Consider the following 25914-nt stretch of genomic DNA (forward strand, 5'->3'; position numbering starts at 1 on the left):
GGTGCAACCGGGCAGGCGCGGACACGAGTCCATAACGATCGCCCCGACCCCCGCGGACCAGGCGCCCGACCGCTTCGGTGGCGGGGCGGTGACCCTGCGACGCCGCGGGTCCGAACCCCGGACACCCGTACGGCCCCGGCCGGCCGCCGGATACCGTAAGGGCACCATGAGCGCATCGCAGACCCCGCCTGCCGCCGCCGGATCAGGCGAAGACGTACCGACACTCCTCGTCAAGATCTTCGGGAAGGACCGGCCCGGCATCACCGCGGGCCTCTTCGACACCCTGGCCGCCTACTCCGTCGACGTCGTGGACATCGAGCAGGTGGTGACCCGAGGGCGCATCACCCTGTGCGTGCTGGTCAACGCCCCCTCCCCCGACCGGGCCGGCAGCGGCGCCTCCGAGGGCGACCTCCGGGCCACCGTGCACAGCTGGGCCGACTCCCTGAACCTCCAGGCCGAGATCATCTCCGGCCGCGGCGACAACCGCCCGCGCGGTCTGGGCCGGTCCCACGTCACCGTGCTGGGCCACCCGCTCACCGCGGAGTCGACGGCCGCCATCGCCTCCGCCATAACGGCCACCGGGGGCAACATCGACCGTATCTTCCGACTCGCCAAGTACCCGGTGACGGCCGTCGAGTTCGCGGTCTCGGGCGCGGAGACCGAGGCGCTGCGCAGCGTGCTGGCGCCGGAGGCGGCGCAGTTGGGGGTGGACGTCGCGGTGGTCGCGGCCGGGCTCCAGCGGCGGGCACAGCGGCTGGTGGTCATGGACGTCGACTCCACCCTCATCCAGGACGAGGTGATCGAGCTCTTCGCGGCGCACGCCGGGTGCGAGGCCGAGGTCGCCGAGGTGACCGCCGCCGCGATGCGCGGGGAGCTGGACTTCGAGCAGTCCCTGCACGCCCGGGTCGAGCTGCTGGGCGGGCTGGACGCCTCCGTGGTGGACCTCGTCCGCAAGGAGGTGCGGCTGACGCCGGGGGCGCGCACCCTGGTCCGCACGCTGAAGCGGCTCGGCTACCAAGTCGGCGTGGTCTCGGGCGGTTTCACCCAGGTCACCGACGCGCTCCAGGAGGAGCTGGGGCTGGACTTCGCCGCCGCCAACACCCTGGAGATCGTCGACGGCAAGCTGACCGGGCGGGTCATCGGCGACATCGTGGACCGGGCCGGCAAGGCGCGGCTGCTGCGGCGGTTCGCGCACGAGGCCGGGGTGCCGCTGGTGCAGACCGTCGCGATCGGCGACGGCGCCAACGACCTGGACATGCTCAACACGGCGGGGCTGGGCGTCGCCTTCAACGCCAAGCCGGTGGTCCGCGAGGCCGCGCACACCGCGGTGAACGTGCCGTTCCTGGACACCGTGCTCTACCTGCTGGGGATCACCCGCGAAGAGGTGGAGGCGGCGAACACCCACGCGGAGTGAGGGACCGGGCACGGAAGAGGCCCGGACACGGAAGAGGCCCCGAAGCGCGTCGTGCGCTTCGGGGCCGCTACGTCTCGACGCTCAACTGGGCCGCCGTGGGCCGCTCGTCGTGCGGGAGCGGCCGTCGCACCGGGCGGTGGGGGGCCGGGTGGGGAGCCGTCCCGTGGGCGCGGGGTGGACTCAGGCGTGCGGCGACCAGAACGCGACCAGCCGGCCGATGCCGTGCTCGACCGCCTTCCAACTGCCGTTGAAGCTCAGCACCGCCATCGCCGACGTCGGGAAGCCGCTGCGGTTCATCCGGGCCAGCAGGTCCCCCTCGGCCTCGCCGGCCAGGGCGTCGGCGAGGGCGTGCACCCCGGGGTTGTGCCCGACGACCATCAGGTCGTCCACCTCGTCGGAGGTCTCGTTCAGGATCGCGATGAGCTCGCCGAGGGACGCCTCGTACAGCCGCTCGTCGTAGACGGTCTTGGGGCGGTGCGGGAGCTCGGAGACGACCAGCTTCCAGGTCTCTCGGGTGCGGGCGGCCGTCGAGCAGAGAGTCAGTGCGGGGGCGACTCCGGCGCCGGCCAGCCAGCGGCCGGCGACCGGGGCGTCCTTGCGGCCGCGATCGGCGAGCGGACGCTCGTGGTCACTGTCGTTCGACCATTCGGCCTTGGCGTGTCGGAGCAGGACAATCCGGCGGGGTGTATCGACGCTCATGCGTCCCAGCTTCGCATGAAACCCGCCGCCCGGCGCGGGGTGTTGGGGCGCTCCGCTCGGGCGGGTGATGGGCCCCGGGCACCGCCGCCGGCACCCCGGTGGGAGCCCCGATCAGCCCCCGAGCCGCAGCACCCTGGCGACGAATTCCAGCAGCGGTCCGAGGGTCTGCGAGGCCCGCTCCGCGCCGGCCGCGCTCGCCGCACCGGGGTTGGCGACGAGCAGCAGCAGGGCTATGAACGAGAGCACCGGCAGCGCCACTCCCCACCACGGCAGCGCCTTCCGCAGGCGGGGTGCCTGCGCTGCGGACGGACGGCTGAACGCGGTGGACATGGCGGGCTCCGGAGGGTCACCGAGGGCTCGTGCGCCCGCGGGGCCGCGGGGCACCCACCGCCGTTCCGCGGTGTGACTGTGACGCTACGGACCCCCGGCGGCCGTTCCTATCCGGGAAGCCACCCATTCAACCCTGACGCCGGCCCCCTAGGGGATGGGGGGGACAACCCCACCCCGGGGACCGGTTCGCCCCTCATCGCGCGGCGATGCTGGCGATGATGGCGACGACGACGGTCACCCCGAGCATCAGACCCAGGACTTGCAGCAGCTTCTTCTGGCTGCCCTGCGGATTCGGTTCGAGGACTGGCATGCGCCCAGTGTCGCACCCGCCCCGGGCACCGTTCCGCCCAGGGCGCGCGTCGGGGTGCGCGGAGCGCGGAACGACGCCGCGGGCGGCGGCCGATGGCCACCGCCCGCCCCCGTCGGCGGTCCTCAGCGCTCGTCCTCGATGCGGCGGTTGCGGCCCGCCAGCACGCCCACCGCGATCTGCGGCACCATCAGCCCGACCATCAGCGCGATCGGCAACCCCCAACCACCGCTGTGCTGGTAGAGCGTGCCGACCAGCAGCGGCCCTGGGAGGGAGATCAGGTACCCCACGCTCTGCGCGAAGGCGGACAGCTTGACCACCCCGGCCGGGCTGGCGGAGCGCATCCCGATCATCGTCAGGGCCAGCGGGAAGGCGCAGTTGGAGATGCCCATCAGCAGGGCCCAGCCCCAGGCACCGGCGGCCGGCGCCAGCCACAGGCCCGTGTACCCGGCCAGTCCGCAGACGCCGAGGACGACCACCAGCGGCCCCTGGTGCCGCATCCGGGACGCCAGCCGCGGCAGGACGAAGGAGAGCGGGACGCCGACCGCCATGGTGACGGCCAGCAGCACCCCTGCGGTGCCCGCCGAGACCCCGGCGTCGCGGAAGATCTGCGGCATCCACCCCATGGTGATGTAGGCGGCCGTCGCCTGGAGGCCGAAGAAGACGGCCAGCGCCCAGGCGGTCGGCGACGAGGTGATCCGTATGGGGGTTTCCGCAGCCGCCGGCGCACCGCTTCCCGGTGCGGGCGCCGCGGCGGCCGGACGCCGCCGGAGCACCACCAGCCACGGCAGCACCGCGAGCATGGCGAGCAGCGCCCACACCGTCAGGCCGGAGCGCCAACTACCGCCCAGCGCGGCCGTCATGGGGACGGTGAGCGCCGCGGCGAGCGAGGTCCCCAGGGACAGCGCCATGGAGTACACACCGGTCATCGGGCCGACCCGGTCGGGGAACCAGGTCTTGATGACCACCGGCAGCAGGACGTTGCTGACCGCGATGCCGGCCAGGGCCAGCGCGCTGCCGGCCAGGAACCCGGGCGTACCGCCGGCGTACGGGCGCACCACGACGCCCACCGTGATCGCGACCATGCCGGCGCAGACCACCGCGCCCGGACCCCACCGCCGGGCCAACCGGGGCGCGGCGAAGCCGAAGACGGCGAAGCACAGCGCCGGTACGGACGTCAGGAGGCCGGCGACCGTGCCGCTCATGCCGAGCCCCTCGCGGACCTCCTTCAGCAGCGCGCCGAGGCTGGTGATGGCCGGGCGGAGGTTGAGCGCCGCGAGCACCAGTCCGGCGACCACGATCCGCGGCAGCCAACGGGCGGCCGGCCCCGGCTCCGGCACGGGCTCGGGGGCGGCGCCCGTGGTGGGCCCCGCGGCGGGCGGGGCGGGGGAGGTCGTGGGTCCGGCGGCCGGGCCGAGGATCGCGAGGTCGTCGTCTGACATAGCGGCCATCATAGAATCATGGGATGAATAGTTGTCCAGTCATTATCGGTAGCCTCGGCTCACCTCCACGGCACCACGGACCCCGCCGGCCGGCCCGCGTCCGCGCCGCCGTCCGCCCGGCCGACCGGCCTCAGCCCCCCGGAGCCCAGCCATGCCCCTGACCTCGCCCCGTCGGTCCGCGCTGGCGGACCAGGTGATCGCGCAACTGCGCGCCCAGATCACGTCCGGCGACTGGCCCGTGGGGTCCCGCATCCCGACCGAGCCGGAACTGGTCGAGCAGCTCGGGGTGGCCCGCAACACCGTCCGCGAGGCCGTCCGCGCGCTGGCGCACAACGGCCTGCTCGACATCCGGCAGGGCTCGGGCACCTACGTGGTCGCGACCAGCGAGCTGGCCGGGGTGATACACCGCAGGTTCGCCGACGCCGACCCCCGGCACGTCGCCGAACTGCGCTCCGCCCTGGAGACCGAGGCCGCCCGGCTCGCCGCGCACCGCCGCACCGAGCAGGACCTGCGCCAGCTCGACGCGCTGCTGGAACGCCGCGAGCGGGCCTGGGAGTCGGGCGCCGCCGCGGCGTTCGTGGAGGCCGACGCGACCCTGCACATGGCGGTGGTGGCGGCTTCCCACAACGACGTGCTGGCCGAGATCTACGCCGATCTCGGCGGTGTGCTGCGGGAGTTCCTGCGCGCCGACGTCGGCGAGGAGCTGCGGCCCGAGGCGCGGATGGACCACGCGCGGCTGGTGGCGGCGATTCGGGCGGGCGACGGCGAGACGGCCGCGGCCGAGGCGGGCGCGCACTCCTTCGGGTGCCGCCCCGGGGCGGGGCCCGTAGGGGCGGTCGAACGGGTCCCGTAGGGGACACGAACGCCCCCTGCGGGGCCACAACGGGCCGCGGGCGGGCGGATGTTCCCGAGGCGGCGGAGCGGCGTACGTTCTCGGCCAACGACGCACACGGGCGCTCCCGGCCGGGCGAAGCAGGCGGACGCACCCGTCCGGACAACGCGGGCCGGCGCCCACCCGGAACCACGTCACCGCAACGCAGAGCCGCGACACCGAGCCGTCATGCGCACCCGCGACAGGTGACCGGAACGCCCACCCGCAGCAGATGGCCGGAACGCACCGCCGCTGCCCGCAACGCGCAACTGCCCGCCCCGGGCGTACCGGGACGGGCAGTTGGGGAAGTGCGACGGGTGTCGCGGTGGGCGTCAGGCGCCCATCATGTGCACGCCACCGTCGACGTGGACGATCTCGCCGGTGGTCTTCGGGAAGAAGTCCGACAGCAGGGCGACGATGCCGCGGCCCGCGGGCTCCGGGTCGGCCATGTCCCACTCCAGCGGGGAGCGGGTGTTCCACACGTCGGCCAGGTCCGAGAAGCCCGGGATGGACTTGGCGGCCATCGAGCCGATCGGGCCGGCCGAGATGAGGTTGCAGCGGATGTTCCGCTTGCCGAGGTCCCGCGCCATGTAGCGGTTGGTGGCCTCCAGGGCGGCCTTGGCCGGGCCCATCCAGTCGTACTGCGGCCAGGCGAACTGCGCGTCGAAGGTCAGGCCGACCACCGAGCCGCCCTCGTCGGGCATCAGCGGCAGGCAGGCCATGGTCAGCGACTTCAGGGAGAACGCCGAGACGTGCATGGCCGTGGCGACCGACTCGAAGGGCGTGTTGAGGAAGTTGCCGCCGAGCGCGTCCTGCGGGGCGAAGCCGATGGAGTGGACGATGCCGTCCAGGCCACCGAGCTCCTCGCGGACCACGCCCTCCAGGCGGTCCAGGTGCTCCTGGTTGGTCACGTCGAGCTCGACGACCTTGGCCGGCTTCGGCAGCTTCTTGGCGATGCGCTCGGTGAGCGTCGGCCGCGGGAAGGCGGTCAGGATGACCTCGGCGCCCTGCTCCTGCGCGACCTTGGCCGCGTGGAAGGCGATCGAGGACTCCATCAGCACACCCGTGATCAGGATGCGCTTGCCGGCAAGGATTCCACTGGTGTTCGTCATCGTGCTCAGTGCCCCATACCCAATCCGCCGTCGACGGGAATGACGGCTCCGGTGATGTACGCGGCCTCGTCGGAGGCCAGGAAGCGGACGGAGGCGGCGACCTCCTCGGGCTGCGCGTAACGCGCCAGCGGCACCTGCTTCACGATGCTCTCCCGCTGCTCGTCGCTGAGCACCCGGGTCATGTCGGTGTCGACGAAACCGGGCGCGACGACGTTGACCGTGATGTTGCGGCTGCCCAGCTCACGCGCGAGCGAGCGGGAGAAGCCGACCAGCGCGGCCTTGGAGGCGGCGTAGTTGGCCTGCCCCGCCGCGCCCATCAGGCCGACCACCGACGAGATCAGGACGATCCGCCCCTTGCGGGCCCGCAGCATCGCGCGGTTGGCGCGCTTCACCACCCGGAACGTGCCGGTCAGGTTGGTGTCGAGGACGGCGCTGAAGTCCTCCTCGGACATCCGCATCAGCAACTGGTCGCGGGTGATGCCGGCGTTGGCCACCAGCACCTCGACCGGACCCTGCTTCTCCTCGATCTCCTTGTACGCCTGCTCGACCTGCTCGGCGTCCGTGATGTCGCACTTCACGGCCAAAAAACCCGCCGGGGGCTCGCCCGAGCGGTAGGTGATGGCGACCTTGTCGCCTGCCTCGGCGAAGGCGCGGGCGATGGCCAGGCCGATGCCGCGGTTGCCTCCGGTGACCAGAACCGAGCGGCTCAAGAGATCACCCTTTCCGTGTCCCGTTCGTCTTGCGTTCGGTACGAAACTATCGGTCGGGGGCCCCTTCCGGAGAATCGAGCCCGGACAGGGGCGCGCCCCGGTCACTGTCGGGTCTCCACAGAAGCAGGGGATGATGCTCCCGCCGAACTACGGGAGGACGCCGTGCCCGCCGCACCCCATGAACTCGACGAGACCTTCCGCGCGCTGCCGTTGCACGCGCTGGCCGACGCCGCCCTGGCGCGGGCCCGCGCGCTCGGCGCGGAGCACGCCGACTTCCGCCTGGAACGGGTCCGCAGCGCGCTCTGGCAGTTGCGCGACGCCCGCACGTCGGCCACCGCCGACACCACCGACCTCGGCTACGCGGTGCGGGTGGTGCACAACGGCGCCTGGGGCTTCGCCTCCGGCGTGGACCTGACCATGGACGCCGCGGCCCGGGTCGCCGGCCAGGCGGTGGCGATGGCGCGGCTGTCCGCGAAGGTGGCGCAGGCCGCGGGCGCCGGGGAGCGGGTGGAGCTGGCCGACGAGCCCGCCCACCGGGACCGCACCTGGGTGTCCTCCTACGAGGTCAACCCCTTCGACGTGCCGGACGCCGAGAAGACCGGCCTGCTGGCCGAGTGGAGCGCCCGGTTGCTGGCCGCCCCCGGAGTGGCGCACGTCGACGCGCACCTCCTGGCCGCCCAGGAGAACAAGTTCTACGCCGACACCGCCGGCACCAGCACCACCCAGCAGCGGATCCGGCTCCACCCGGAGCTGACCGCGGTCGCGGTGGACCCGGCCACCGGCGACTTCGAGTCGATGCGGACGCTCGCGCCGCCGGTCGGCCGGGGCTGGGAGTACCTGACCGGCGGCCACGACTGGGACGGCGAACTCGCCGCGCTCCCGGAGCACTTGGCCGGCAAGCTGCGCGCCCCGAGCGTCGAGCCCGGCGCCTACGACCTGGTCATCGACCCGTCCAACCTCTGGCTGACGATCCACGAGTCGGTCGGGCACGCCACCGAGTTGGACCGCGCGCTGGGCTACGAGGCGGCCTACGCCGGCACCTCGTTCGCCACCTTCGACCGGCTCGGCGCGCTGGTCTACGGCTCGCCGCTGATGAACGTGACCGGCGACCGGACCACGGAGCACGGCCTAGCCACCGTCGGCTACGACGACGAGGGGGTGGCCGCCCAGTCCTGGGACCTGGTCACGGACGGGATCCTGACCGGCTACCAACTCGACCGCAGGACAGCGAGGTTGGCCGGTCTCGCGCGCTCCAACGGCTGTGCGTTCGCGGACTCCCCCAGCCATGTGCCGGTCCAGCGGATGGCCAACGTCTCGCTCCGGCCGGCGCCGGACGGCCCGTCGACGGAGGGGCTGATCTCCGGGGTGGAGCGCGGCATCTACCTCGTCGGCGACCGCTCGTGGTCCATCGACATGCAGCGCTACAACTTCCAGTTCACCCAGCAGCGGGCGTTCCTGATCCGCAACGGGCGGCTGGCCGGTCAACTGCGCGACGTCGCCTATCAGGCCACCACCACCGACTTCTGGGGGTCGTTGACCGCGCTCGGCGGCCCGGAGACCTACGTCCTGGGCGGCGCCTTCAACTGCGGCAAGGCCCAGCCGGGCCAGATCGCGGCGGTCTCGCACGGCTGCCCGGCGGCGGTCTTCGAAGGCGTGCAGGTCCTCAACACCACGCAGGAGGCAGGGCGATGAGTCAGCGGGCCAGGCGCGGCAACCGGCCGCACGAGATCGTCGAACGGGCCCTGGCGCTGTCCCGCGCCGACGGCCTCGTGGTCCTCGTCGAGGAGCGCTCCGACGCCCATCTGCGCTGGGCGGGCAGTGCGCTCACCACCAACGGCACCACCCGCGGCCGGACGGTCACGGTGGTGGCGACGGTGGACGGCGCCCGGGGGACCGCGTCCGGGGTGGTCTCGCGGTCGGCGGTGACCGCGGGGGAACTGGAGCCGCTGGTGCGGGCGGCGGAGGCGGCGGCCGCGGACGCCGGTCCGGCCGAGGACGCGGGGCCACTGGTCACCGAGGGCCCGGCGGGCGCCGACGCGGGCTTCACCGACGCCCCCGCCGAGACCTCCCCGGACATCTTCGGCGCGTTCGCCCCGGCCCTCGGGGAGTCCTTCCGACAGGCCCGGGCGGGCGGCCGCGCCCTGTACGGCTTCGCCCAACACGCCGTCGTCTCCACGTACTTGGGCACCTCCACCGGGCTGCGGCTGCGGCACGACCAGCCCACCGGGACGCTGGAGCTCAACGCCCGGTCCGCGGACGGCACCCGCTCGGCCTGGGCCGGCCGGTCCACCCGGGACTTCAGCGACACCGACCCGCGCCACCTGGACGCCGAGCTGGCCCGCCGGCTGGGCTGGGCGGAGCGCCGGATCGACCTGCCGGCCGGCCGCTACGACACCCTGCTGCCGCCCGCCGCCGTCGCGGACCTGCTGATCTACCAGCAGTGGTCGGCCACCGCCCGGGACGCCGCCGAGGGCCGCACGGTCTTCTCCAGGGCGGGCGGGCCGGCGGGCGCGGCGCGGACCCGGGTCGGCGAGCGGCTCAGCGACCTGCCGCTGACACTGCGCAGCGACCCCGCGGCCCCCGGGCTGGAGTGCGCGCCGTTCGTGCTGGCCCACGCCTCCGGCACGGACGCCTCGGTCTTCGACAACGGGCTGCCGCTGACCGCCACCGACTGGGTGCGCGAAGGCGTGCTGGAGCGCCTGGTGGCCACCCGGCACGGCGCCGCGCTCACCGGCCTGCCGGTGGCGCCGGCGGTCGACAACCTCCTTCTGGAGGGCGGGAGTTCGGACTCCCTCGACGCGATGGTGGCCGCCGCCGGCCATGACGGGCCGACGCTGCTGCTGACCTGCCTGTGGTACATCCGCGAGGTCGATCCGGCGACGCTGCTGCTGACCGGGCTGACCCGGGACGGGGTCTATCTGGTCGAGGGCGGCGAGGTGGTCGGCGCGGTCAACAACTTCCGGTTCAACGAGTCGCCGGTGGACCTGCTGGGCCGGGCGGTGGCGGCGGGCCGGACCGAGCGGACGCTGTCGCGGGAGTGGGGGGACTCCTTCCCGCGGACCGCGATGCCGCCGCTGCGGGTGCCGGACTTCAACATGAGCTCGGTCAGCCGGGGCGTGTGAGCGGGCCGCCGCACCGGCCCTGGCGGCAGGGGGCGGGGCGGCGGCCCGGGCGGCCGGGCCGGCGGATATCCCGACGACCTCCCGGGACCGGCCTAATAGACTGTCGCCCTGTCCTCCCGTTTGGGAACCACGATTGATCAGGGACGCCATGACACGCCTCGGCGAATCCGTCGCCCGCGCCAGCACACTGCTCTCCACCGACCTCTCCTCGGACGACACCGTCCGGGAGCTGCTCCAGGAGACCGGTGAGCGGCGCTATCTGGACCTGACGGACCTGTCGCCGAAGGAGCAGGCCGAGCTGATCGCCTCCCGCACGGTCGAGGTGCTGCCGGGCGTCGCGAAGCTGGCCGAGCGGATCGAGGAGCGCCGGGCGGCCGGCAAGGGGCTGCACGTCAAGCTGGGCATCGACCCGACGGCCACCGATGTGCACCTCGGGCACGCGGTGCCGTTGATCATCCTCAGCCGTTTCCAGCGGCTGGGCCACGACGTCACCCTGATCATCGGCGACTTCACGGCCAAGATCGGCGACCCGTCGGGCCGGACGGCCGAGCGGCCGCCGCTGACCGACGAGGACATCGCGCACAACCTCGCCACCTACCGCCAGCAGGTCCGCCCGTTCTTCGACTTCGAGAAGGTCAGCTTCCGGCAGAACAGCGAGTGGCTGGCGCCGTACACCTTCCCGGAGCTGCTGGGGCTGCTCGCGCAGGTGCCGGCCGCGCAGTTGCTCCAGCGCGAGGACTTCCGCAACCGGCTCGCGGCCGGCTCCGGGCTGACCATGACCGAGCTGCTCTACCCGGTCGCGCAGGGCCTGGACTCGGTGGCGCTCGCCTGCGACGTGGAGCTGGGCGGCTCCGACCAGCTCCTCAACCTCCAGATGGGCCGCAAGCTGATGGAGCTGCGCGGGCAGCGGCCGCAGCTGGTGGTGACCATGCCGCTGATCGAGGGCACGGACGGCACCGGCGCCAAGATGTCCAAGTCCAAGGGGAATTACGTCGGGCTGAGCGCGCCCGCCGACGACGTCTTCGGCAAGATCATGTCGGTGCCGGACCGGCTGATGGAGCCGTACCTCAAGGCGTGGACCGAGTGGACCGACGACGAGATCGCGCTCGTGCTGGGCCGGGTCGCCGAGCGGTCGGTGCACCCGATGGACCTCAAGAAGATCCTGGCGGGCGAGGTCGTGACGGCGCTGTATGGGCTGGACGCGGCGATGACCGCCCGGGCCGGCTTCGTGGCGCAGTTCTCCAGGAAGTCGTTCGCGGACGTGGAGTCGCTGCCGTCGGTGGACGCCGGTGAGCACGGGGCGCAGACCGTCGCGGCGGTGTTGACGACGGTGCTGGAGTTCACGCCGAGCGCCTCGGCGGCGCGGCGGCTGGCGAAGCAGAACGCGCTGCGGCTGGTGGTCGAGGGCGCGGACGGCCAGTCGACGGTGGTGCTGGCGGAGGCCGACGCGGTGCGGCCGCTGGCCGAGGTGCTGGCGGAGAAGGTGGCCGACCCGGCGGGCGTCGCGTACCTCAAGGCCGGCCGCAAACTGGCCCAGATCACCGGCCGTTAGTCACCGGCCGCGCACGGCCGCCGGCGCGGGGTGTCCGACCTACCGCATCTGTCGGACACCCCGTACGCCATCGGCACGACCCGGCCTCGTAGGGCGCAAAGGGCCGGCGTACCGTGGGAACTGACCGGGATGCGGGGAGAATCCGGCAGGACCGAGCAGGTGGTGGAACGTGATGCGGAAGCAGAGCGGCGGCGTCGAAACCTTCCGGATCACGGGGGCCCGGCAGGGGCTCACCGAGGACGTGCGGGGCCGTCAGCGGCGGTATGTGATCTCGATGGCGGTGCGGACCGTGGCGGTGGTGCTCACCGCCGTGCTGTGGAACGTCGAGCGTCCGATTGCCATCGCAACGTTGGTGATCGGCCTGGGGCTGCCGTACGTCGCCGTCGTCATCGCCAACGCCGGCCGGGAGAACGTCCCTTCGCTGCCCTCCACGTTCGTCAAACCCGTGCGGAAGATGCTGGATTCGGGCGACGCGGAATCCGTTGCGGAACGGCCGGCGGAAGAGTCGACGCGCTCGCGCGGCGAGCGCGACTGAGCTTTGCAGCGGGCGGTCGCTCCGCAAAGCTCAAGAAAAGCTCAGATCAATCACGCGGTTCCGGTGCACCGGGCGCCATCCCCCGTGACATACTGCGTACGCGCTCCGCATCCCCCGTCGGAGCGACCGATCGACGCCGGGCGGCTCCCCCCGTGGCTGCCCGGCGTCGTCATGTCTGCACCAGCCGCCGGCGCGTGAGGACGGCGTGGGTCGGGACGTAGGGTTGAGGCGTGAACTCCCCGAACGCTTCCGAGAATGTCACCATCTGTTCGGCCAAGGGCTGCCGCGCCGACGCGGTGTGGGTGGTGGCCTGGAACAACCCCAAGCTGCACACGCCGGACCGGCGCAAGACGTGGTTGGCGTGCGACGCGCACCGGGAGCATCTGTCGCAGTTCCTCGCCGTGCGCGGATTCCTCAAGGACGTGGTGGCGCTGGCGGATTGGGAGCGGGGGCGGTCAGCCTCCGATGGCTGACATGGGGCGTTCGGGCTGAAGGAAGGTGGGGTCGTCGAGGCCGGAGCCGGCCTTCTTGCCCCACATGGCCAGCTTCCAGATCCGGGCTATCTCGGCGTCGGGAACACCGGAGCGCAGCGCGGCCCGCAGGTCCGTCTCCTCGGTGGCGAACAGGCAGGTGCGGATCTGGCCGTCGGCGGTGAGCCGGGTGCGGTCGCAGGCGCGGCAGAACGGGCGGGTCACCGAGGCGATGACGCCGACGCGGTGCGGGCCGCCGTCGACGACCCAGCGCTCGGCGGGGGCGGAGCCGCGCTCGTCCTGGCCCTCGGCGGTGAGGGTGAAGCGGGTGCGCAGCGAGGCGAGGATGTCGCCGGCGGTGATCATGCCGTCGCGCTTCCAGCCGTGCTGGGCGTCGAGCGGCATCTGCTCGATGAAGCGCAGCTCGTAGCCCTCCTCGATGGCCCAGGCCAGGAGGTCGGGGGCCTCGTCGTCGTTGAGGCCGGGCATCAGGACGGTGTTGACCTTGACGGGGGTGAGGCCGGCGGCGCGGGCGGCTTCCAGGCCCGTGAGGACGTCGGCGTGCCGCTTGCGGCGGGTGAGGGCCGTGAAGACGTCGGGCCGGAGGGTGTCGAGGGAGACGTTGACGCGGTCCAGGCCGGCGGCGCGCAGGGCGGGGGCGGTGCGGGCCAGGCCGATGCCGTTGGTGGTCAGCGAGAGCTGGGGGCGGGGGGTGAGCGCGGCGGCGCGCTCGACGATGCCGACCAGGCCGGGGCGGAGCAGCGGCTCGCCGCCGGTGAAGCGGACCTCGGTGATGCCGAGGTCGCGGACGGCGATCTCGATCAGGCGGACGATCTCGTCGTCGGTCAGCAGATCGGGCTTGGCCAGCCAGGCAAGGCCCTCTTCGGGCATGCAGTAGGTGCAGCGCAGATTGCACCGGTCCGTGAGCGAAACCCGCAGGTCGGTGGCCACGCGGCCGTACGTGTCGATGAGCACTGGGCCCCCTCCCCGAGAGTGTGGATCGGTGCGTCGATCGCTTGCGTCTTCGAGCCTACGCGATGGGTCCGACAGTGAGGAGGCGTGAGAAGCACGAGGTGGGCGGGGTGCGGTCGTAGAGAACTACGACGGCACCCCGCCCGGGGACTGTAGAGACGACTCAGGCGGCCTGGGGGTGGCTCAATGGGCGCCGCTGCCGGTCAGGGAACGGACCTCCAGTTCGGCGTACTTGGCGGCGTCCGGTGCCTCCTTGGAGAGCAGGGAGCCGAGCCAGCCCAGGAGGAAGCCGAGCGGGATGGAGATCAGGCCCGGGTTCTCCAGGGGGAAGAACGCGAAGTCGGTGCCGGGGAACATCGAGGTCTCCTTGCCGGAGACGACCGGCGAGAACAGTACGAGGAGGACGGAGGAGAGCAGGCCGCCGTAGACGGACCACAGGGCGCCCTGGGTGGTGAAGCGCTTCCAGAAGAGGCTGTAGAGGAGGGTGGGGAGGTTGGCGGAGGCGGCGACGGCGAAGGCGAGCGCCACCAGGCCGGCGACGTTCAGGCTGCGGGCGAAGACGCCGAGGACGATGGCGACCCCGCCGATGCCGACGGTGGCCCAACGGGCCGCGCGGACCTCCTCCTTCTCGGTGGCGGCCCCCTTGCGCAGGACGTTGACGTAGAGGTCGTGGGCGAAGGAGGAGGACGAGGCGAGGGTGAGGCCGGCGACCACCGCGAGGATGGTGGCGAAGGCGACCGCGGAGATCACGGCGAGCAGCACGGCGCCGCCGGTGGAGCCCGCGCCGCCGCCGATCTCCTGGGCGAGCAGCGGGGCCGCGGTGTTGCCCGCCTTGTTGGAGGCGGTGAGGGTACCGGGCTTGATCAGGGCCGCGGCGCCGAAGCCGAGCGCCAGCGTCATCAGGTAGAAGACGCCGATGATGGCGATCGCCCAATTCACCGACGTCCGGGCGGCCTTGGCGGTGGGCACGGTGTAGAAGCGGATGAGGATGTGTGGCAGGCCCGCGGTGCCCAGGACGAGGGCGAGACCGAGGGAGATGAAGTCGATCTTCGAGGTGGCGGTGGCCCCGTACTTCAGGCCGGGCTCCAGGAAGGCGGCGCCCTTGCCGCTGTTCTCGGCGGCGGCGCCGAGCAGCGCGGAGGGGTTGAAGTGGAACTTCCAGGCCACCAGGAAGGTGATCAGCAGGGTGCCCGCGATCAGCAGGACGGCCTTGACCATCTGGACCCAGGTGGTGCCCTTCATGCCGCCGATGGTGACGTAGAGGATCATCACGATGCCGACCAGGACGACGACGAGGATCTTGCCGGCCTCGCTGGTGATGCCCAGGAGCAGGGTCACCAGGGCGCCGGCGCCGGCCATTTGGGCCAGCAGGTAGAAGATCGAGACGACGATGGTGGAGGTGCCGGCGGCGGTCCGCACCGGGCGCTGGCGCATCCGGTAGGCGAGCACGTCGCCCATGGTGAAGCGGCCGGAGTTGCGCAGCGGTTCGGCGACCAGGAGGAGCGCCACGAGCCAGGCGACGAGGAAGCCGATGGAGTACAGGAAGCCGTCGTAGCCGAAGAGGGCGATGGCGCCGGCGATGCCCAGGAAGGACGCCGCGGACATGTAGTCGCCCGAGATGGCCAGGCCGTTCTGGAAGCCGCTGAACTGCCGCCCGCCGGCGTAGAAGTCCTCGGCCCCCTTGGTCTGTCGGCCGGCCCAGACGGTGATGCCGAGGGTGGCGGCGACGAAGACCGCGAAGAGGGTGACGATCAGGGTGCGGTGCTCGCCGGCGCCGCCGGCGGCCAGGTGGGAGGTGAGGGTCATGCGCCGGCCTCCTGTACGCCGGTCGGACCGGGGCCGTCCTCCGGGGCGGCGCCCGGAGCGGCGTCCTGCGGGGCGGCGGCGGGCGTGGTGGGGCCTTCCAGTCGGGCCTTGAGGGCCGCGGCCCGGGGGTCCAGGTGGGCGGCGGCGTGCCGGGAGTACCACCAGGCGATCAGGAAGGTGGTGGCGAACTGGGCGAGGCCGAGCACCAGGGCGACGTTGAGGTGGCCCGCGACCTTGGTGGCCATGAAGCCGCCGGCGTAGCTCGACAGCAGCACGTAGGCGAGGTACCAGAGGACGAAGGCGGCGGTGACCGGAAAGGCGAACGAGCGGTGTGCGCGGCGGAGTTCGGCGAACTCCGGGCTCGACTGCACCTGTGGGTAGTCGGGCGGGTCGTGCGGCCCCCGGTCGGCGTGGGGTGCGGTGATCACTCAAGTCTCCTGACGCTCGATGAGCTGGTACGGGGCCGACAATAAGGCCCGAATAAGTGATGTAGATCACGCATCGTAGAGCCGGCGGGCGTGGCGCGACAGACGGTGGATGGTTGAATTCCCGAAGAAATCGGGGGAATGGGCGCACCGGCCGCCACCGCGCCGGCGGCGCTTCGTTGGGCCGGTCATGACGCCCCCGCCGCCGCAGGACCCGCCGCCGTACGCCCCCCACCGGCGCCCGTACGGCAGCGTCCGGCTGGTCGCGCCGATCGCCGCCAGCCCCTCGCGGCCGCGCCCGGGGGCGGACGCCCGGCGCTGGTACGGCCCGCGGATCCCGTTGCCGCCGCTGAGCATGGGCACGCTGCGCGCCCGCAACGGCGCGGCCGACGGCCCCCGCCCCCGCTCCCTGCCTCGGCCGCCGGCAACTGACTAGACGTCAATTCGCCGCTTCTGCGGGTTTCTTCCGCGTCCCATTGCCGCGCGTCGGCGCGCGCCGCTAGCTTCGCCTGTCATGTATCCGCCCGTACGCACCCCGCGTGCGGGCGGTCCGACGGATGAGGTGGAGTACCCATGGCACGTCCCCTTTCACGTCCCCGGAACAGACGCCTGCGGGCCCTGGCCGTACCACTCGGGCTGGCGCTGGCCGCCGCCCTCGGCTTCCTGCCGAGCGCGGCCGGCGCGACGCCCCGGGCCGGCGGCCCGCTGCTGTCGTACGTGGTCAACACCGTCCCCGGCCACGCCACCGTCGCCAAGGTCGAGCGGGCGATAGGCCGGGCCGGTGGCACGGTGGTCACCGCCCACGAGCGGATCGGGGTGATCGTCGCGCATGCGGCCGACCCGCGGTTCGCCGCCGGCATCCGCACGGTGCCGGGGGTGCAGTCGGCCGGCGCGACCCGCACCGCGCCGCTCAGGCAGTCCGGCACCGACGACGTCGGAAAGCCGCAGCGGATCACCGAGGCCCAGCGCGCGGCGGCCGAGCGCACCGCGCGGGCCACCGGCGAGGAGCCGCTGGAGCCGCTCCAGTGGGACATCCGCGCGATCCGGGCCGACCTGGCGGCGAAGGTGAACCCCGGCAGCCGCAAGGTGACCGTCGCGGTCATCGACACCGGCGTGGACGACACCCACCCCGATCTGAAGCCGAACTTCTCGGCCCGGCAGTCCGCCAACTGCGTCGGCGGGGTGCCGGACACCTCCCCGGGCGCCTGGCGGCCCTACGACCCGGTCACCGACGCCCACGGCACGCACGTGGCGGGCACCATCGCCGCGGCCCGGAACGGCGTGGGGGTGACCGGCGTCGCGCCCGGCGTGCGGGTCTCCGCCCTCAAGGTCAGCGAGCCGGGGACCGGCCTGTTCTACGCGGAGAGCGTGGTGTGCGCCTTCGTCTTCGCCGCCGACCACCACGTCCAGGTCACCAACAACAGCTATTACGTGGACCCGTGGATGTTCAACTGCAAGGACGACGCCGATCAGGCCGCCATCGTTGACGCGGTCGGCCGGGCCGCGAAGTACGCGCAGGACCGGGGCGTGGTCAACGTCGCGGCGGCGGGCAACGCCAACGCCGACCTCGCGGCCGACAAGCTCACCGACACCGCCAGCCCCAACGACTCCACGCCGGTCAACCGCACCGTCGACCCCACGCGGTGCTGGGACGTGCCGACCCAGCTCCCGGGGACGGTGACCGTCGCGGCGACCGGTTCGCACCGGCTCAAGTCCGGCTACTCCAACTACGGCCTCGGGCAGATCGACGTGGCGGCACCGGGCGGCGACACCCGGCAGGTGCCCGAACCGCCCGCCAAGAACGGCAATGTGCTGTCCACCATCCCCGGCGGCGACTGGGCCTTCTACGCCGGCACCTCGATGGCCTCGCCGCACGTCGCGGGCGTCGCGGCGCTCCTGAAGAGCACCCACCCGAAGGCGAGCCCGCAGGAGATCCGGTGGCTGCTCAAGCAGCAGGCCGACAATCCCGGGTGCCCGACGGGCGACGCCACCTGCACCGGCACCCGGTACGTCAACAGCCACTTCGGCTACGGGATCGTCGATGCGCTGAACGCGGTGACGGAGTGAGCCCGTTGAACGCGGCGCAGGGGGTGAACGCGACGCGGTAGGGCGCGTCCAGGGTGGTGGCGGGCCGGGCCCGCCACCACCCGTCACCCCGCGCGCCCCAGGGCGGCGGCGAGCCGGTCCACCGGGGCGCGCGGCTCCGCGGGCGCGGGGTCGGCCGGTCCGGTCGCCGCCGCCAACACCCCGACGGCCAGGCCGCATTGGGCGGCCGTATAGGTGAGCATGACCCAGAACTGCGGGACGGGCAGCTGGGGCCAGTGGGCGAGGCCGCCGGCGAGCAGGGAGTCGGAGAGCAGGAAGAGCAGCCCGCCCACGGCGGCCCGGCGGCCCGCCCGGAGCGCGCCGAACGCCATCGCGGTCAGCAGCAGGCTGTAGCCGGCCACCGGCACCCGCAGCTCGGCCGGCAGGTCCGGCCACAGCAGCACCGTGGTGGCGACCAGCGCGGCCGCGTACAGCCCGGCGGTCGTGGCGCTGCGCGAGCGGCGGGTGCTGACCGGCCCGCCGTGCCGGGCGAACAGCACCAGGTAGCAGACGTGGCCGAGCGCGAACGAGCCCATGCCGACCAGGAACGCGGTGCCGCCGTCGAGTTGGAGCAGGGTGTCGCCGCCGCAGCCGAACAGCAGCGCCCCGGCCAGCAGCGGCGGTCCGCCGCGGGTCAGCGCGTACGCGGCCAGCAGCGGCATCAGGGCCGGCTTGGTGAGGTGGACGAGGGTGTCCGCAAGTCCCGCGGTGCCACCGCCACTTGGGGCGGCGGCGCGCGCCACCAGGGCGACGAGGTGGCCGACGGCCAGGACGGCGAAGACGGCCAGCAGGACCCGAGCGGCGCGCGGCCGGGGCGCGAGCGGTCTCATGCGGCGGGCTCCCCCACCGCCGGCTCCGCGGCGCGTCCCGCCGCGTTCTCGGCCTCGGCCGCCGCCACCGCGGCGCGGACCCGGGCCGGCTGCCAGCCCGGCCCGCGGAACACCCGCCCGGCGCGCTCGCCCCAACCGTCCGCGGCCCGGATGTCGCGGGCGATGGCGGCGTACTCGTGGGTGGCGACCCGCAGCGGGTTGAAGGTGTCGATGTCCTTGGTGAGCCCGTAGACGGGCCGCTCGGCCTCGGGGACGAACGAGCCGAACATCCGGTCCCAGACGATCAGGATCCCGCCGAAGTTGCGGTCCAGATAGCCGCCTTGGGAGGCGTGGTGGACGCGGTGGTGCGAGGGCGTGTTGAAGACGAACTCGATCGGCCGGGGCAGGGTCCCGATCCGCTCGGTGTGCACCCAGAACTGGTAGACGAGGTTGGCGCCGGAGGTGAAGGCGATCACGGCGGGGTGCACGCCGAACGCGACCATCGGCACGTAGAACGGCCAGACCGTCCAGGTCGTCCACGGCTGCCGCAGCGCGGTGGTGAAGTTGAACCGCCGGCTGGAGTGGTGGACCACGTGACAGGCCCACAGCACGCGGATGACGTGGTGGCCGCGGTGCGACCAGTAGTAGAAGAAGTCCTGCACCAGCAGCATCAGGAGCAGCGTCCACCACGTGACGGGGATGCGCAGCGGGGTCAACTCGTAGACGGCGGAGTAGATCGCCACGATCGGTATCTTCCACAGCGCGTCGAAGACCAGGCTGCCCAGCCCCATGGTGACGCTGGTCGCCGCGTCCTTCGCCTCGTACCCCTCGGCGTCCTCGTCGGGGTGCAGGCGGTAGCTCACCATCTCCACGACGGTGAGCACGACGAAGGCCGGTACGGACCACAGGACGACATCGGGCAGGTGCGGCATGCCCCGCACCATAAGTGCGCCACCGGGCGTACCGCTAGGGGTAGTTACTCAGAAGTATGTAAGACCTGGCGTCAGCTTCCCGCCTGGGCGTACCGTCGGTAGCCCCAGCGGGTCGCCGGTCGCCCGCGATCCCTCACTCCGCCTCGGTGCGCGCGCCCGGCGGCACCATCCAGAAACGGCCGCCCCGGATGCCGTCCACGACCCGCCCGGCGACCTCCGCGACCGCGGCGGGCGGCACCGGCGGCCCGGCACCGTCGAGCCCGTACGGGCCGGGGACGAGCACCGAGGCTCCTACGGGGGCGCCCGCGGCCGCCAGTTGGGCGCGCAGGGTCTCGGTCAGGGCCACCACCGCCGCCCCGGTGGCGGCGGGCACGGAGGCGGCACCCGGGGGCGCGCACCCGCCGTCCGCGACAGCCGAGTTGACGACATGGCCGGGCTCCCCGGAGGCCACCATCCGGGGCAGGAAGCACCGGACGCCGTGCAGCACGCCCAGGACGTTCGCCCTGAACGACCGCCGCCAGTCGGCGGGATCGTGCTCCCACAGCGGCCCCGCGGCCCCGCGCCCCGTCCCGGCGTTGTTGCACAGCACATGGACGGCGCCGAAGGTGTCGTAGGCGGCGCCGGCCAGCGCCTCGACCTCCGCCCGCTCGCCGACGTCGACGGTGCGCGCCAGCAGTTCGGCGCCGCCCGCGATGAGTTCGTCGGCGAGGGCGCGCAGCGGCTCCTCCTCGGTGTCGGCGAGGACGACCCGCAGGCCCTCCAGGGCGAGGCGCCGGGCCAGGGCCCGGCCGAGGTCGCCCGCCGCGCCGGTGACCACCGCGACCTGCCCGGCTTGCAGCTCCATCACGCGCCCCCGTCCCGCCGCCGGTCGCGGGCCGGGGGCGGGGCGCCGCCGCGCCGCCACCCGGCGGGACGCGGGCCCAACGGGGCTCCGGGGCAGGCCCGTTGGGTGCCCGTGCCGGCCCGGGCCGGGGCCGCCGGCGCGTCCGCGGCGGCCCCGGCCGCGGTGCGGGCTCCACAGTGTGTGCCTGCCATGGCGTACCGCCCTTCGTCGTCCGTGTCATCGGTGTGGTCGAAAGTGATCGGAGTGGTCCGTGCGGCGCGGGTCGTGCGAGGCGTCCGTCACACCGTCGCACCGCGGCCGACAGGGGGTAAAGACCGTGCTCCCGGCCGGAGCTGGGCGGGCGGGGCGACGACCGCGGCCCCGCGCCGCCCCGTTGACCCGCGCGCCGGCCCCGGCGGGCACCGCATCTGGCCCGTTCCGTCCCCCGGCGATGCGGTGGCTGTCGGTGGCGGCCCGTATCCTCAGTGACCATGCTCGAAGACCACAGCGCAGCCGCCCCCTCGATCGCGCCGAAGATCGGCCGGCAGCCGGGCCCGCAGACGCCGCCGGCCGACTGGCCGGCCGGGTATCCGCAGGGATACGCGGTGGTCGACGTGGAGACCACCGGCCTGGCCCGCGACGACCGGATCATCTCCGCCGCCGTGTACCAACTCGACGCCCAGGGCGAGTTCCAGGACTCCTGGTACACCCTCGTCAACCCGCAGCGCGACCCCGGACCGGTCTGGATCCACGGCCTGACGAGCGCGGTGCTGGAGGGCGCTCCGCTCTTCCCGGAGATCGTGCCGGAGCTGTCGGCCCGGCTGGCGGACCGGGTGCTGGTCGCGCACAACGCCATGTTCGACTGGTCGATGCTGGCCCGGGAGTACGCCCGGGCCGCGGTCGTCGCCCCGGTGCGCCAGCGGCTGTGCACCATCGCGCTCTCCAAGGAACTGGGCCTGCCGCTGCCCAACCACAAGCTGGAATCCCTCGCCGCGCACTACGGCGTCATACAGGAGCAGGCCCACCACGCCCTGGACGACGCCCGGGTGCTGGCCGAGACGTTCCGCCCCAGCCTGCGCCGGGCCGCGCAGGCGAACGTCCGGCTGCCGCTGCTGAGCTGCCAGCCGCTGACGGAGTGGTCCGACGCCCCCGCGCCCCGCGCGCACCCCACCGGCTCGTCCTACCGCCCCACCTCCTGGCGGCCGGCCCGCAAGCGCCCGGCCTGCCCGTATCAGAACCCGGGGCGCTACGAGCCCGGCGGCCGGCTGGTCCAGGGGATGCGGGTCGCCTTCTCCGGGGACACCTCCGTGGACCGCGAGCTGCTGGAGGACCGGGCGGTCGAGGCCGGGCTGCACGTGGCCACCAGCGTCTCCCGGCTGACCAGTCTGCTGGTGACCAACGACCCCGACGCCCGCACCTCCAAGGCGGTCAAGGCCGCGTCGTTCGGCACGCCCGTCCTCGACGAGGCGGCGTTCATGCAGCTGCTGCGGGACGTGCAGCCGGCGGCGCCCGCGTCCGGGTGAAGCCCGGTCAACACACCCGCCGGCGCCGCGCCCGCTCGTACCCCCGCCCCCAGTCTGTGGCGCATGACACGTTGTGAGGTCTGCGGAAACGACTACGGAATGACGTTCGAGGTGCACGCCCAGGGTGCGGTGCACGTCTTCGACTGCTTCGCCTGCGCCATCCACCGCATGGCGCCGATCTGCGAGCACTGCCGGGTGCAGATCATCGGGCAGGGCGTGGAGGCGAGCGGGCAGTGGTACTGCGGTGCGCACTGCGCCCGCTCGGCCGGGCAGGTGGGCATCGTCGACCGGGTCTGACGTCCCGGCGCGAGCGCGGCGCGCGGCGGCGCCCCGTCGGCCCGCCGGGGGACCCCGCGGGCCGGGCGCCCAGGGTCGGGGGGTACCGTCGCAGCCGTGTACCGCTTCCTGTTGACCCGGCAGTGGGTGATCCTCACCCTCCTAGGGCTCGTCCTGATCCCCCTCATGATCAAGCTGGGGTTCTGGCAGTTCCACCGCCATCAGCACAAGGTGGCGCAGAACGCGCAGATCGCGCACAACCTGGCCGCCACCCCGGTCCCGGTGACCGAGCTGGCCGCCGTCGGCCGCGACCTGCCGCACGGCGAGATGTGGCGCCGGGTCACCGCCACCGGAACGTACGACACCGCGCACGAGGTCGTGGTCCGCCAGCGCACCGCCGCCGACGAACAGTCCATTGGCTACTACGTGCTGACCCCGCTCGTCCTGCCCGACGGCGACGCCGTGGTCGTCAACCGCGGCTGGATCGCGCCCGGCAACGACCTCACCAAGTTCCCCGACGTGCCGGCCGCCCCCAAGGGCACGGTCACCGTCACCGGCCGGATGATGGTCGACGAGACCACCGCGGTCAGCGGGATCAAGGACACCAAGGGCCTGCCGCCCCGCCAGGTCATGCTGATCAACAGCAAGCAGCAGGCGAAGCGGGTGGGCCGCCCGATGCTCGGCGGCTACATCGAGCAGACCGCGCCCAAGACCAAGAACAACTCCCCCGAGTTGGTGCCCGAGCCGGACCACGACTCCATCGGCCCGCACATGGCGTACGCGATCCAGTGGTGGCTGTTCGCGGCGGCGGTGCCGGTCGGCTGGGTCGTCCTGGTACGCCGGGAGCGCCGCGACCGGGCGGCGGCCGCCGCCAAGGAGGCCGAGGGGACCGCGGAGTCCGGGGAGGCCGTCGCGGCGCCGGAGAAGGCCGACGACGCCGAACAGGCCGCCGCCGGCGAGCCGGTAGCCCGGACGGCCGCCACCCCCGAGTAACGCCCGCGCCCCGCGGGAAGGGCCGCGGGGTGCACCCACGCATCGAGGACTACGCACTCATCGGCGATCTCCAGACCGCCGCGCTCGTCGGCCGGGACGGCTCCATCGACTGGCTCTGCCTGCCCCGCTTCGACTCCGCCGCCTGCTTCGCCGCCCTGATCGGCGGCCGGGACAACGGTCACTGGACGCTGGCCCCGCGGTCGCCGGAGGCCCTCTCCACCCGTAGCTACCGCGGGGACTCGCTGATCCTGGACACCGTCTGGGAGACCCCCGAGGGCAGCGTCAAGGTCACCGACTTCATGCCGCAGCGCGAGCGGATGCCCGACGTCGTCCGGGTCGTCACGGGGCTGCGCGGCCGGGTCGAGATGCACGGGGTGCTGCGGCTGCGGTTCGACTACGGGCGGGTGGTGCCCTGGGTGCGCGCCTCCGAGGGCAGCCGGGTCGCGATCGCCGGCCCGGACTCGGTGTGGCTGCGCACCCCCACCGACGGCGTCACCTATGGCAGGGACTTCAGCACCCGCTCGGAGTTCACCGTCGCCGCCGGCGAGCGCACCGCGTTCGTCCTGAGCTGGCACCCCTCGCACGAGCCCCGGCCCGACCAGATCGACCCGTTCACGGCCCTCGCGGACAGCACCGAGGACTGGCACGCCTGGTCCGCGCGGTGCCGCTACCACGGCCGGTACCGCGCCGCGGTGATCCGCTCCCTGATCACCCTCAAGGCGCTGACCTACGCGCCCACCGGCGGGATCGTCGCGGCCCCCACCACCTCGCTGCCCGAGGAGCCGGGCGGGGTGCGCAACTGGGACTACCGCTACTGCTGGTTGCGCGACGCCACCCTGACCCTGAACTCCCTGCTCACCGCCGGCTATCTGGAGGAGGCCGACGCCTGGCGGGACTGGCTGCTGCGCGCGGTGGCCGGCTCCCCCGACGACCTCCAGATCATGTACGGGCTGGCCGGCGAGCGGCGGCTGCCGGAGACCGAACTGCCCTGGCTGTCCGGGTACGAGAGCTCGCTGCCGGTGCGGATCGGCAACGCCGCCGTCGGGCAGCGCCAACTCGACGTCTACGGCGAGGTGATCGACTCGTTCCACGCCGCGCTCGCCGCGGGGCTGCCGGTCAAGCCGCACGCCTGGAGCATCCAACGGGCGCTGGTGGAGTACCTGGAGTCCACCTGGCGCGACCCGGACGAGGGCATCTGGGAAATCCGCGGCCCCCGCCAGCACTTCGTGCACTCCAAGGTCATGGCCTGGGTCGCGGCCGACCGTGCGGTCAAGGTGCTGCAGGCGCACCCGCGGCCGGGCGGGGACGTGAACCGCTGGCGGGCGATGCGCGACGAGGTGCACCGGGAGGTCTGCGCGCGCGGCTACGACACCGAGCGCGGCACCTTCACCCAGTCCTACGGCTCGACGGCACTGGACGCCGCGACGCTGCTGATCCCACGGGTCGGCTTCCTCCCCGGCAACGACCCCCGGGTGCTCTCGACCGTCGACACCCTGCGCCGCGAGCTGACGCACGACGGCCTGATGCGCCGCTACAGCACCGAGGGCACCCCCGTGGACGGGCTCCCCGGCGACGAGGGCACGTTCCTGGTCTGCTCGTTCTGGCTGGCGGACGCGCTGCTGCTGACCGGGCGCCGGCGGGAGGCCCGGGCGCTGTTCGAGCGGCTGCTGACGCTGCGCAACGACGTGGGGCTGCTGGCCGAGGAGTACGACCCGGCCAGCGGGCGCCAACTGGGCAACTTCCCCCAGGCGTTCAGCCACATCGGCCTGGTGGGGACCGCCTTCGCGCTGCACGACGGCGCGGGGGCAGACTAGGGCCATGGATCTTGGACTCACCGACCGGACGTATCTCCTCACCGGCGCCACCCGGGGCCTGGGCTTCGCCACCGCCCGCGAACTGGTCGCCGACGGCGCCAACGTCGTGCTCACCGGACGCACCGAGGAGGCCGCCACCGAGGCCGCCGCCTCCCTGGGCGAGCGGGCCCTGGGGGTCGCCGCCGACAACGCCGACCCCGACGCGCCGGCCCGCCTGGTGGCGGCCGCCCGGGAGCGCTTCGGGCGACTGGACGGCGTCCTCGTCAGCGTGGGCGGCCCGCCGCCCGGCACCACCGCCGACACCACCGACGCGCAGTGGCAGACGGCCTTCGAGACGGTCTTCCTCGGCGCGGTCCGGCTCGCCCGCACCGTCGCCGCGGAGCTGGGCGAGGGCGGCGTCATCGGCTTCGTGCTCTCCAGCTCGGTGCACGAGCCGATCGCCGGCCTCACCATCTCCAACGGCCTGCGCCCGGGCCTCGCCGGCTTCGCCAAGTCCCTCGCCGACGAGTTGGGCCCGCGCGGCATCCGCGTCGTCGGCGTCCTGCCCGGCCGGATCGCCACCGACCGGATGGCCCAGATCGACGCGGCCTCCGGCGACCCCGAGGGCTCCCGCACCCGCAACTGCGCCGCCATCCCGCTGCGCCGCTACGGCGACCCTGCGGAGTTCGGCCGCACCGCCGCCTTCCTGCTCTCCCCCGCCGCGTCCTACGTGACGGGCGTGATGGTCCCGGTGAACGGCGGGGCCCGCCGCGGCTTCTGAGTCCCACCCGGTGGCGTTCGCGCCGCCCACGGCACCGCCCCGGCCGACGCGACGGACGCCCGGCCGGGGCGGGTTCGCGCGATTCTCGTCGGAGTCCCCTTCGCCCGGCTCCCGCGAAGACCGCTGGGACGC

General features: G+C 73.4%; 27 protein-coding genes. 14 read left to right on the top strand and 13 right to left on the bottom strand.

Annotation, left to right across the window (positions count from 1 at the left end):
• Positions 1–166: 166 nt before the first annotated feature.
• Entirely contained in the window at positions 167–1414 is a 1248-nt protein-coding gene (serB, locus tag ACIQU6_RS35245; RefSeq protein WP_403485794.1) for a phosphoserine phosphatase SerB, read from the top strand.
• 180 nt (positions 1415–1594) lie between these two features.
• On the opposite strand, the gene ACIQU6_RS35250 is transcribed toward serB, so the two are convergent.
• From ACIQU6_RS35250 to ACIQU6_RS35265, 4 genes are all read right to left on the bottom strand, one after another.
• Complete coding sequence (locus ACIQU6_RS35250; RefSeq protein ID WP_403485795.1) at positions 1595–2113, bottom strand: SixA phosphatase family protein; 519 nt, start codon at positions 2111–2113, stop codon at positions 1595–1597.
• A 111-nt stretch (positions 2114–2224) separates the two neighbouring features.
• Entirely contained in the window at positions 2225–2443 is a 219-nt protein-coding gene (locus tag ACIQU6_RS35255) for a hypothetical protein (RefSeq protein ID WP_403485796.1), read from the bottom strand.
• 193 nt (positions 2444–2636) lie between these two features.
• Positions 2637–2753: an SGM_5486 family transporter-associated protein gene (locus ACIQU6_RS35260; protein ID WP_403485797.1), complete on the bottom strand. Its 117-nt coding sequence runs from the start codon at positions 2751–2753 to the stop codon at positions 2637–2639.
• A 122-nt stretch (positions 2754–2875) separates the two neighbouring features.
• Entirely contained in the window at positions 2876–4192 is a 1317-nt protein-coding gene (locus ACIQU6_RS35265) for a CynX/NimT family MFS transporter (protein WP_403485798.1), read from the bottom strand.
• A gap of 151 nt (positions 4193–4343) precedes the next feature.
• On the opposite strand from ACIQU6_RS35265, the gene ACIQU6_RS35270 reads away from it, so the two are divergent.
• Positions 4344–5045, top strand: coding sequence for a FadR/GntR family transcriptional regulator (locus tag ACIQU6_RS35270; protein ID WP_403485799.1), 702 nt, complete (start codon positions 4344–4346; stop codon positions 5043–5045).
• 350 nt (positions 5046–5395) lie between these two features.
• Here the strand turns inward: ACIQU6_RS35270 and fabI are convergent, their stop codons facing one another.
• Both fabI and fabG read right to left on the bottom strand, forming a co-directional pair.
• Positions 5396–6175 carry an enoyl-ACP reductase FabI gene (gene fabI / locus ACIQU6_RS35275; RefSeq protein ID WP_403485800.1) on the bottom strand — a complete coding sequence of 260 codons (780 nt, stop codon included), beginning with the start codon at positions 6173–6175 and terminating at the stop codon, positions 5396–5398.
• A gap of 5 nt (positions 6176–6180) precedes the next feature.
• Positions 6181–6885: a 3-oxoacyl-[acyl-carrier-protein] reductase gene (gene fabG, locus ACIQU6_RS35280; protein ID WP_274916411.1), complete on the bottom strand. Its 705-nt coding sequence runs from the start codon at positions 6883–6885 to the stop codon at positions 6181–6183.
• A 162-nt stretch (positions 6886–7047) separates the two neighbouring features.
• On the opposite strand from fabG, the gene ACIQU6_RS35285 reads away from it, so the two are divergent.
• The 5 genes from ACIQU6_RS35285 (at position 7048) to ACIQU6_RS35305 (ending at position 12567) form a co-directional block, all read left to right on the top strand.
• Complete coding sequence (locus ACIQU6_RS35285; RefSeq protein WP_403485801.1) at positions 7048–8577, top strand: TldD/PmbA family protein; 1530 nt, start codon at positions 7048–7050, stop codon at positions 8575–8577.
• Positions 8574–10007 carry a metallopeptidase TldD-related protein gene (locus tag ACIQU6_RS35290; RefSeq protein ID WP_403485802.1) on the top strand — a complete coding sequence of 478 codons (1434 nt, stop codon included), beginning with the start codon at positions 8574–8576 and terminating at the stop codon, positions 10005–10007. Before ACIQU6_RS35285 ends, ACIQU6_RS35290 begins: the two co-directional genes overlap by 4 nt.
• A gap of 148 nt (positions 10008–10155) precedes the next feature.
• A complete protein-coding gene (tyrS, locus tag ACIQU6_RS35295) occupies positions 10156–11559 on the top strand; it encodes a tyrosine--tRNA ligase (protein ID WP_403485803.1) in 1404 nt (467 codons plus the stop codon).
• Positions 11560–11731: 172 nt separating this feature from the next.
• The gene (locus ACIQU6_RS35300; protein ID WP_403485804.1) at positions 11732–12094 is read left to right on the top strand and encodes a DUF3099 domain-containing protein; all 363 of its coding nucleotides are present in this window, start codon (positions 11732–11734) and stop codon (positions 12092–12094) included.
• Between the two features lie 230 nt (positions 12095–12324).
• On the top strand, positions 12325–12567 hold the full coding sequence (locus ACIQU6_RS35305) for a hypothetical protein (protein ID WP_403485805.1): 243 nt from the start codon (positions 12325–12327) through the stop codon (positions 12565–12567).
• Here the strand turns inward: ACIQU6_RS35305 and moaA are convergent.
• From moaA to ACIQU6_RS35320, 3 genes are all read right to left on the bottom strand, one after another.
• Positions 12550–13539 (bottom strand): GTP 3',8-cyclase MoaA, encoded by a 990-nt coding sequence (gene moaA, locus ACIQU6_RS35310; RefSeq protein WP_403485806.1) that lies wholly within the window; start codon positions 13537–13539, stop codon positions 12550–12552. The two genes, ACIQU6_RS35305 and moaA, sit on opposite strands and share 18 nt — an antisense overlap.
• A gap of 180 nt (positions 13540–13719) precedes the next feature.
• A complete protein-coding gene (locus ACIQU6_RS35315) occupies positions 13720–15342 on the bottom strand; it encodes a cation acetate symporter (RefSeq protein WP_403485807.1) in 1623 nt (540 codons plus the stop codon).
• Positions 15339–15770 (bottom strand): DUF485 domain-containing protein, encoded by a 432-nt coding sequence (locus tag ACIQU6_RS35320; RefSeq protein WP_403485808.1) that lies wholly within the window; start codon positions 15768–15770, stop codon positions 15339–15341. The genes ACIQU6_RS35315 and ACIQU6_RS35320 overlap by 4 nt, the downstream gene beginning before the upstream one ends.
• 187 nt (positions 15771–15957) lie before the next feature.
• On the opposite strand from ACIQU6_RS35320, the gene ACIQU6_RS35325 reads away from it, so the two are divergent.
• Positions 15958–16203 carry a hypothetical protein gene (locus ACIQU6_RS35325; protein WP_403485809.1) on the top strand — a complete coding sequence of 82 codons (246 nt, stop codon included), beginning with the start codon at positions 15958–15960 and terminating at the stop codon, positions 16201–16203.
• Positions 16204–16340: 137 nt separating this feature from the next.
• On the top strand, positions 16341–17834 hold the full coding sequence (locus ACIQU6_RS35330) for a S8 family serine peptidase (protein WP_403485810.1): 1494 nt from the start codon (positions 16341–16343) through the stop codon (positions 17832–17834).
• Between the two features lie 83 nt (positions 17835–17917).
• Here ACIQU6_RS35330 and ACIQU6_RS35335 read toward each other — a convergent pair whose 3' ends face one another.
• From ACIQU6_RS35335 to ACIQU6_RS35350, 4 genes are all read right to left on the bottom strand, one after another.
• On the bottom strand, positions 17918–18682 hold the full coding sequence (locus ACIQU6_RS35335) for a lysoplasmalogenase (protein WP_403485811.1): 765 nt from the start codon (positions 18680–18682) through the stop codon (positions 17918–17920).
• The gene (locus tag ACIQU6_RS35340; RefSeq protein WP_403485812.1) at positions 18679–19593 is read right to left on the bottom strand and encodes a sterol desaturase family protein; all 915 of its coding nucleotides are present in this window, start codon (positions 19591–19593) and stop codon (positions 18679–18681) included. Before ACIQU6_RS35340 ends, ACIQU6_RS35335 begins: the two co-directional genes overlap by 4 nt.
• A 133-nt stretch (positions 19594–19726) precedes the next feature.
• The gene (locus ACIQU6_RS35345) at positions 19727–20437 is read right to left on the bottom strand and encodes an SDR family NAD(P)-dependent oxidoreductase (RefSeq protein ID WP_403485813.1); all 711 of its coding nucleotides are present in this window, start codon (positions 20435–20437) and stop codon (positions 19727–19729) included.
• On the bottom strand, positions 20437–20628 hold the full coding sequence (locus tag ACIQU6_RS35350) for a hypothetical protein (protein ID WP_403485814.1): 192 nt from the start codon (positions 20626–20628) through the stop codon (positions 20437–20439). Before ACIQU6_RS35350 ends, ACIQU6_RS35345 begins: the two co-directional genes overlap by 1 nt.
• A 279-nt stretch (positions 20629–20907) precedes the next feature.
• Between ACIQU6_RS35350 and ACIQU6_RS35355 the strand changes: the two genes are divergently transcribed.
• From ACIQU6_RS35355 to ACIQU6_RS35375, 5 genes are all read left to right on the top strand, one after another.
• Entirely contained in the window at positions 20908–21939 is a 1032-nt protein-coding gene (locus tag ACIQU6_RS35355; RefSeq protein ID WP_403485815.1) for a DEDDh family exonuclease, read from the top strand.
• 63 nt (positions 21940–22002) lie between these two features.
• The gene (locus ACIQU6_RS35360; RefSeq protein ID WP_403485816.1) at positions 22003–22236 is read left to right on the top strand and encodes a hypothetical protein; all 234 of its coding nucleotides are present in this window, start codon (positions 22003–22005) and stop codon (positions 22234–22236) included.
• Positions 22237–22332: 96 nt separating this feature from the next.
• Positions 22333–23208, top strand: a complete 876-nt coding sequence (locus tag ACIQU6_RS35365) for an SURF1 family protein (RefSeq protein WP_403485817.1) — start codon at positions 22333–22335, stop codon at positions 23206–23208.
• Between the two features lie 29 nt (positions 23209–23237).
• Positions 23238–25022, top strand: coding sequence for a glycoside hydrolase family 15 protein (locus ACIQU6_RS35370; protein WP_403485818.1), 1785 nt, complete (start codon positions 23238–23240; stop codon positions 25020–25022).
• A 4-nt stretch (positions 25023–25026) separates the two neighbouring features.
• Positions 25027–25782 carry an SDR family oxidoreductase gene (locus ACIQU6_RS35375; RefSeq protein WP_403485819.1) on the top strand — a complete coding sequence of 252 codons (756 nt, stop codon included), beginning with the start codon at positions 25027–25029 and terminating at the stop codon, positions 25780–25782.
• Positions 25783–25914: the final 132 nt, after the last annotated feature.

This window comes from Streptomyces sp. NPDC090442 (assembly GCF_044769405.1).
Classification (GTDB): Bacteria; Actinomycetota; Actinomycetes; order Streptomycetales; family Streptomycetaceae; genus Streptomyces.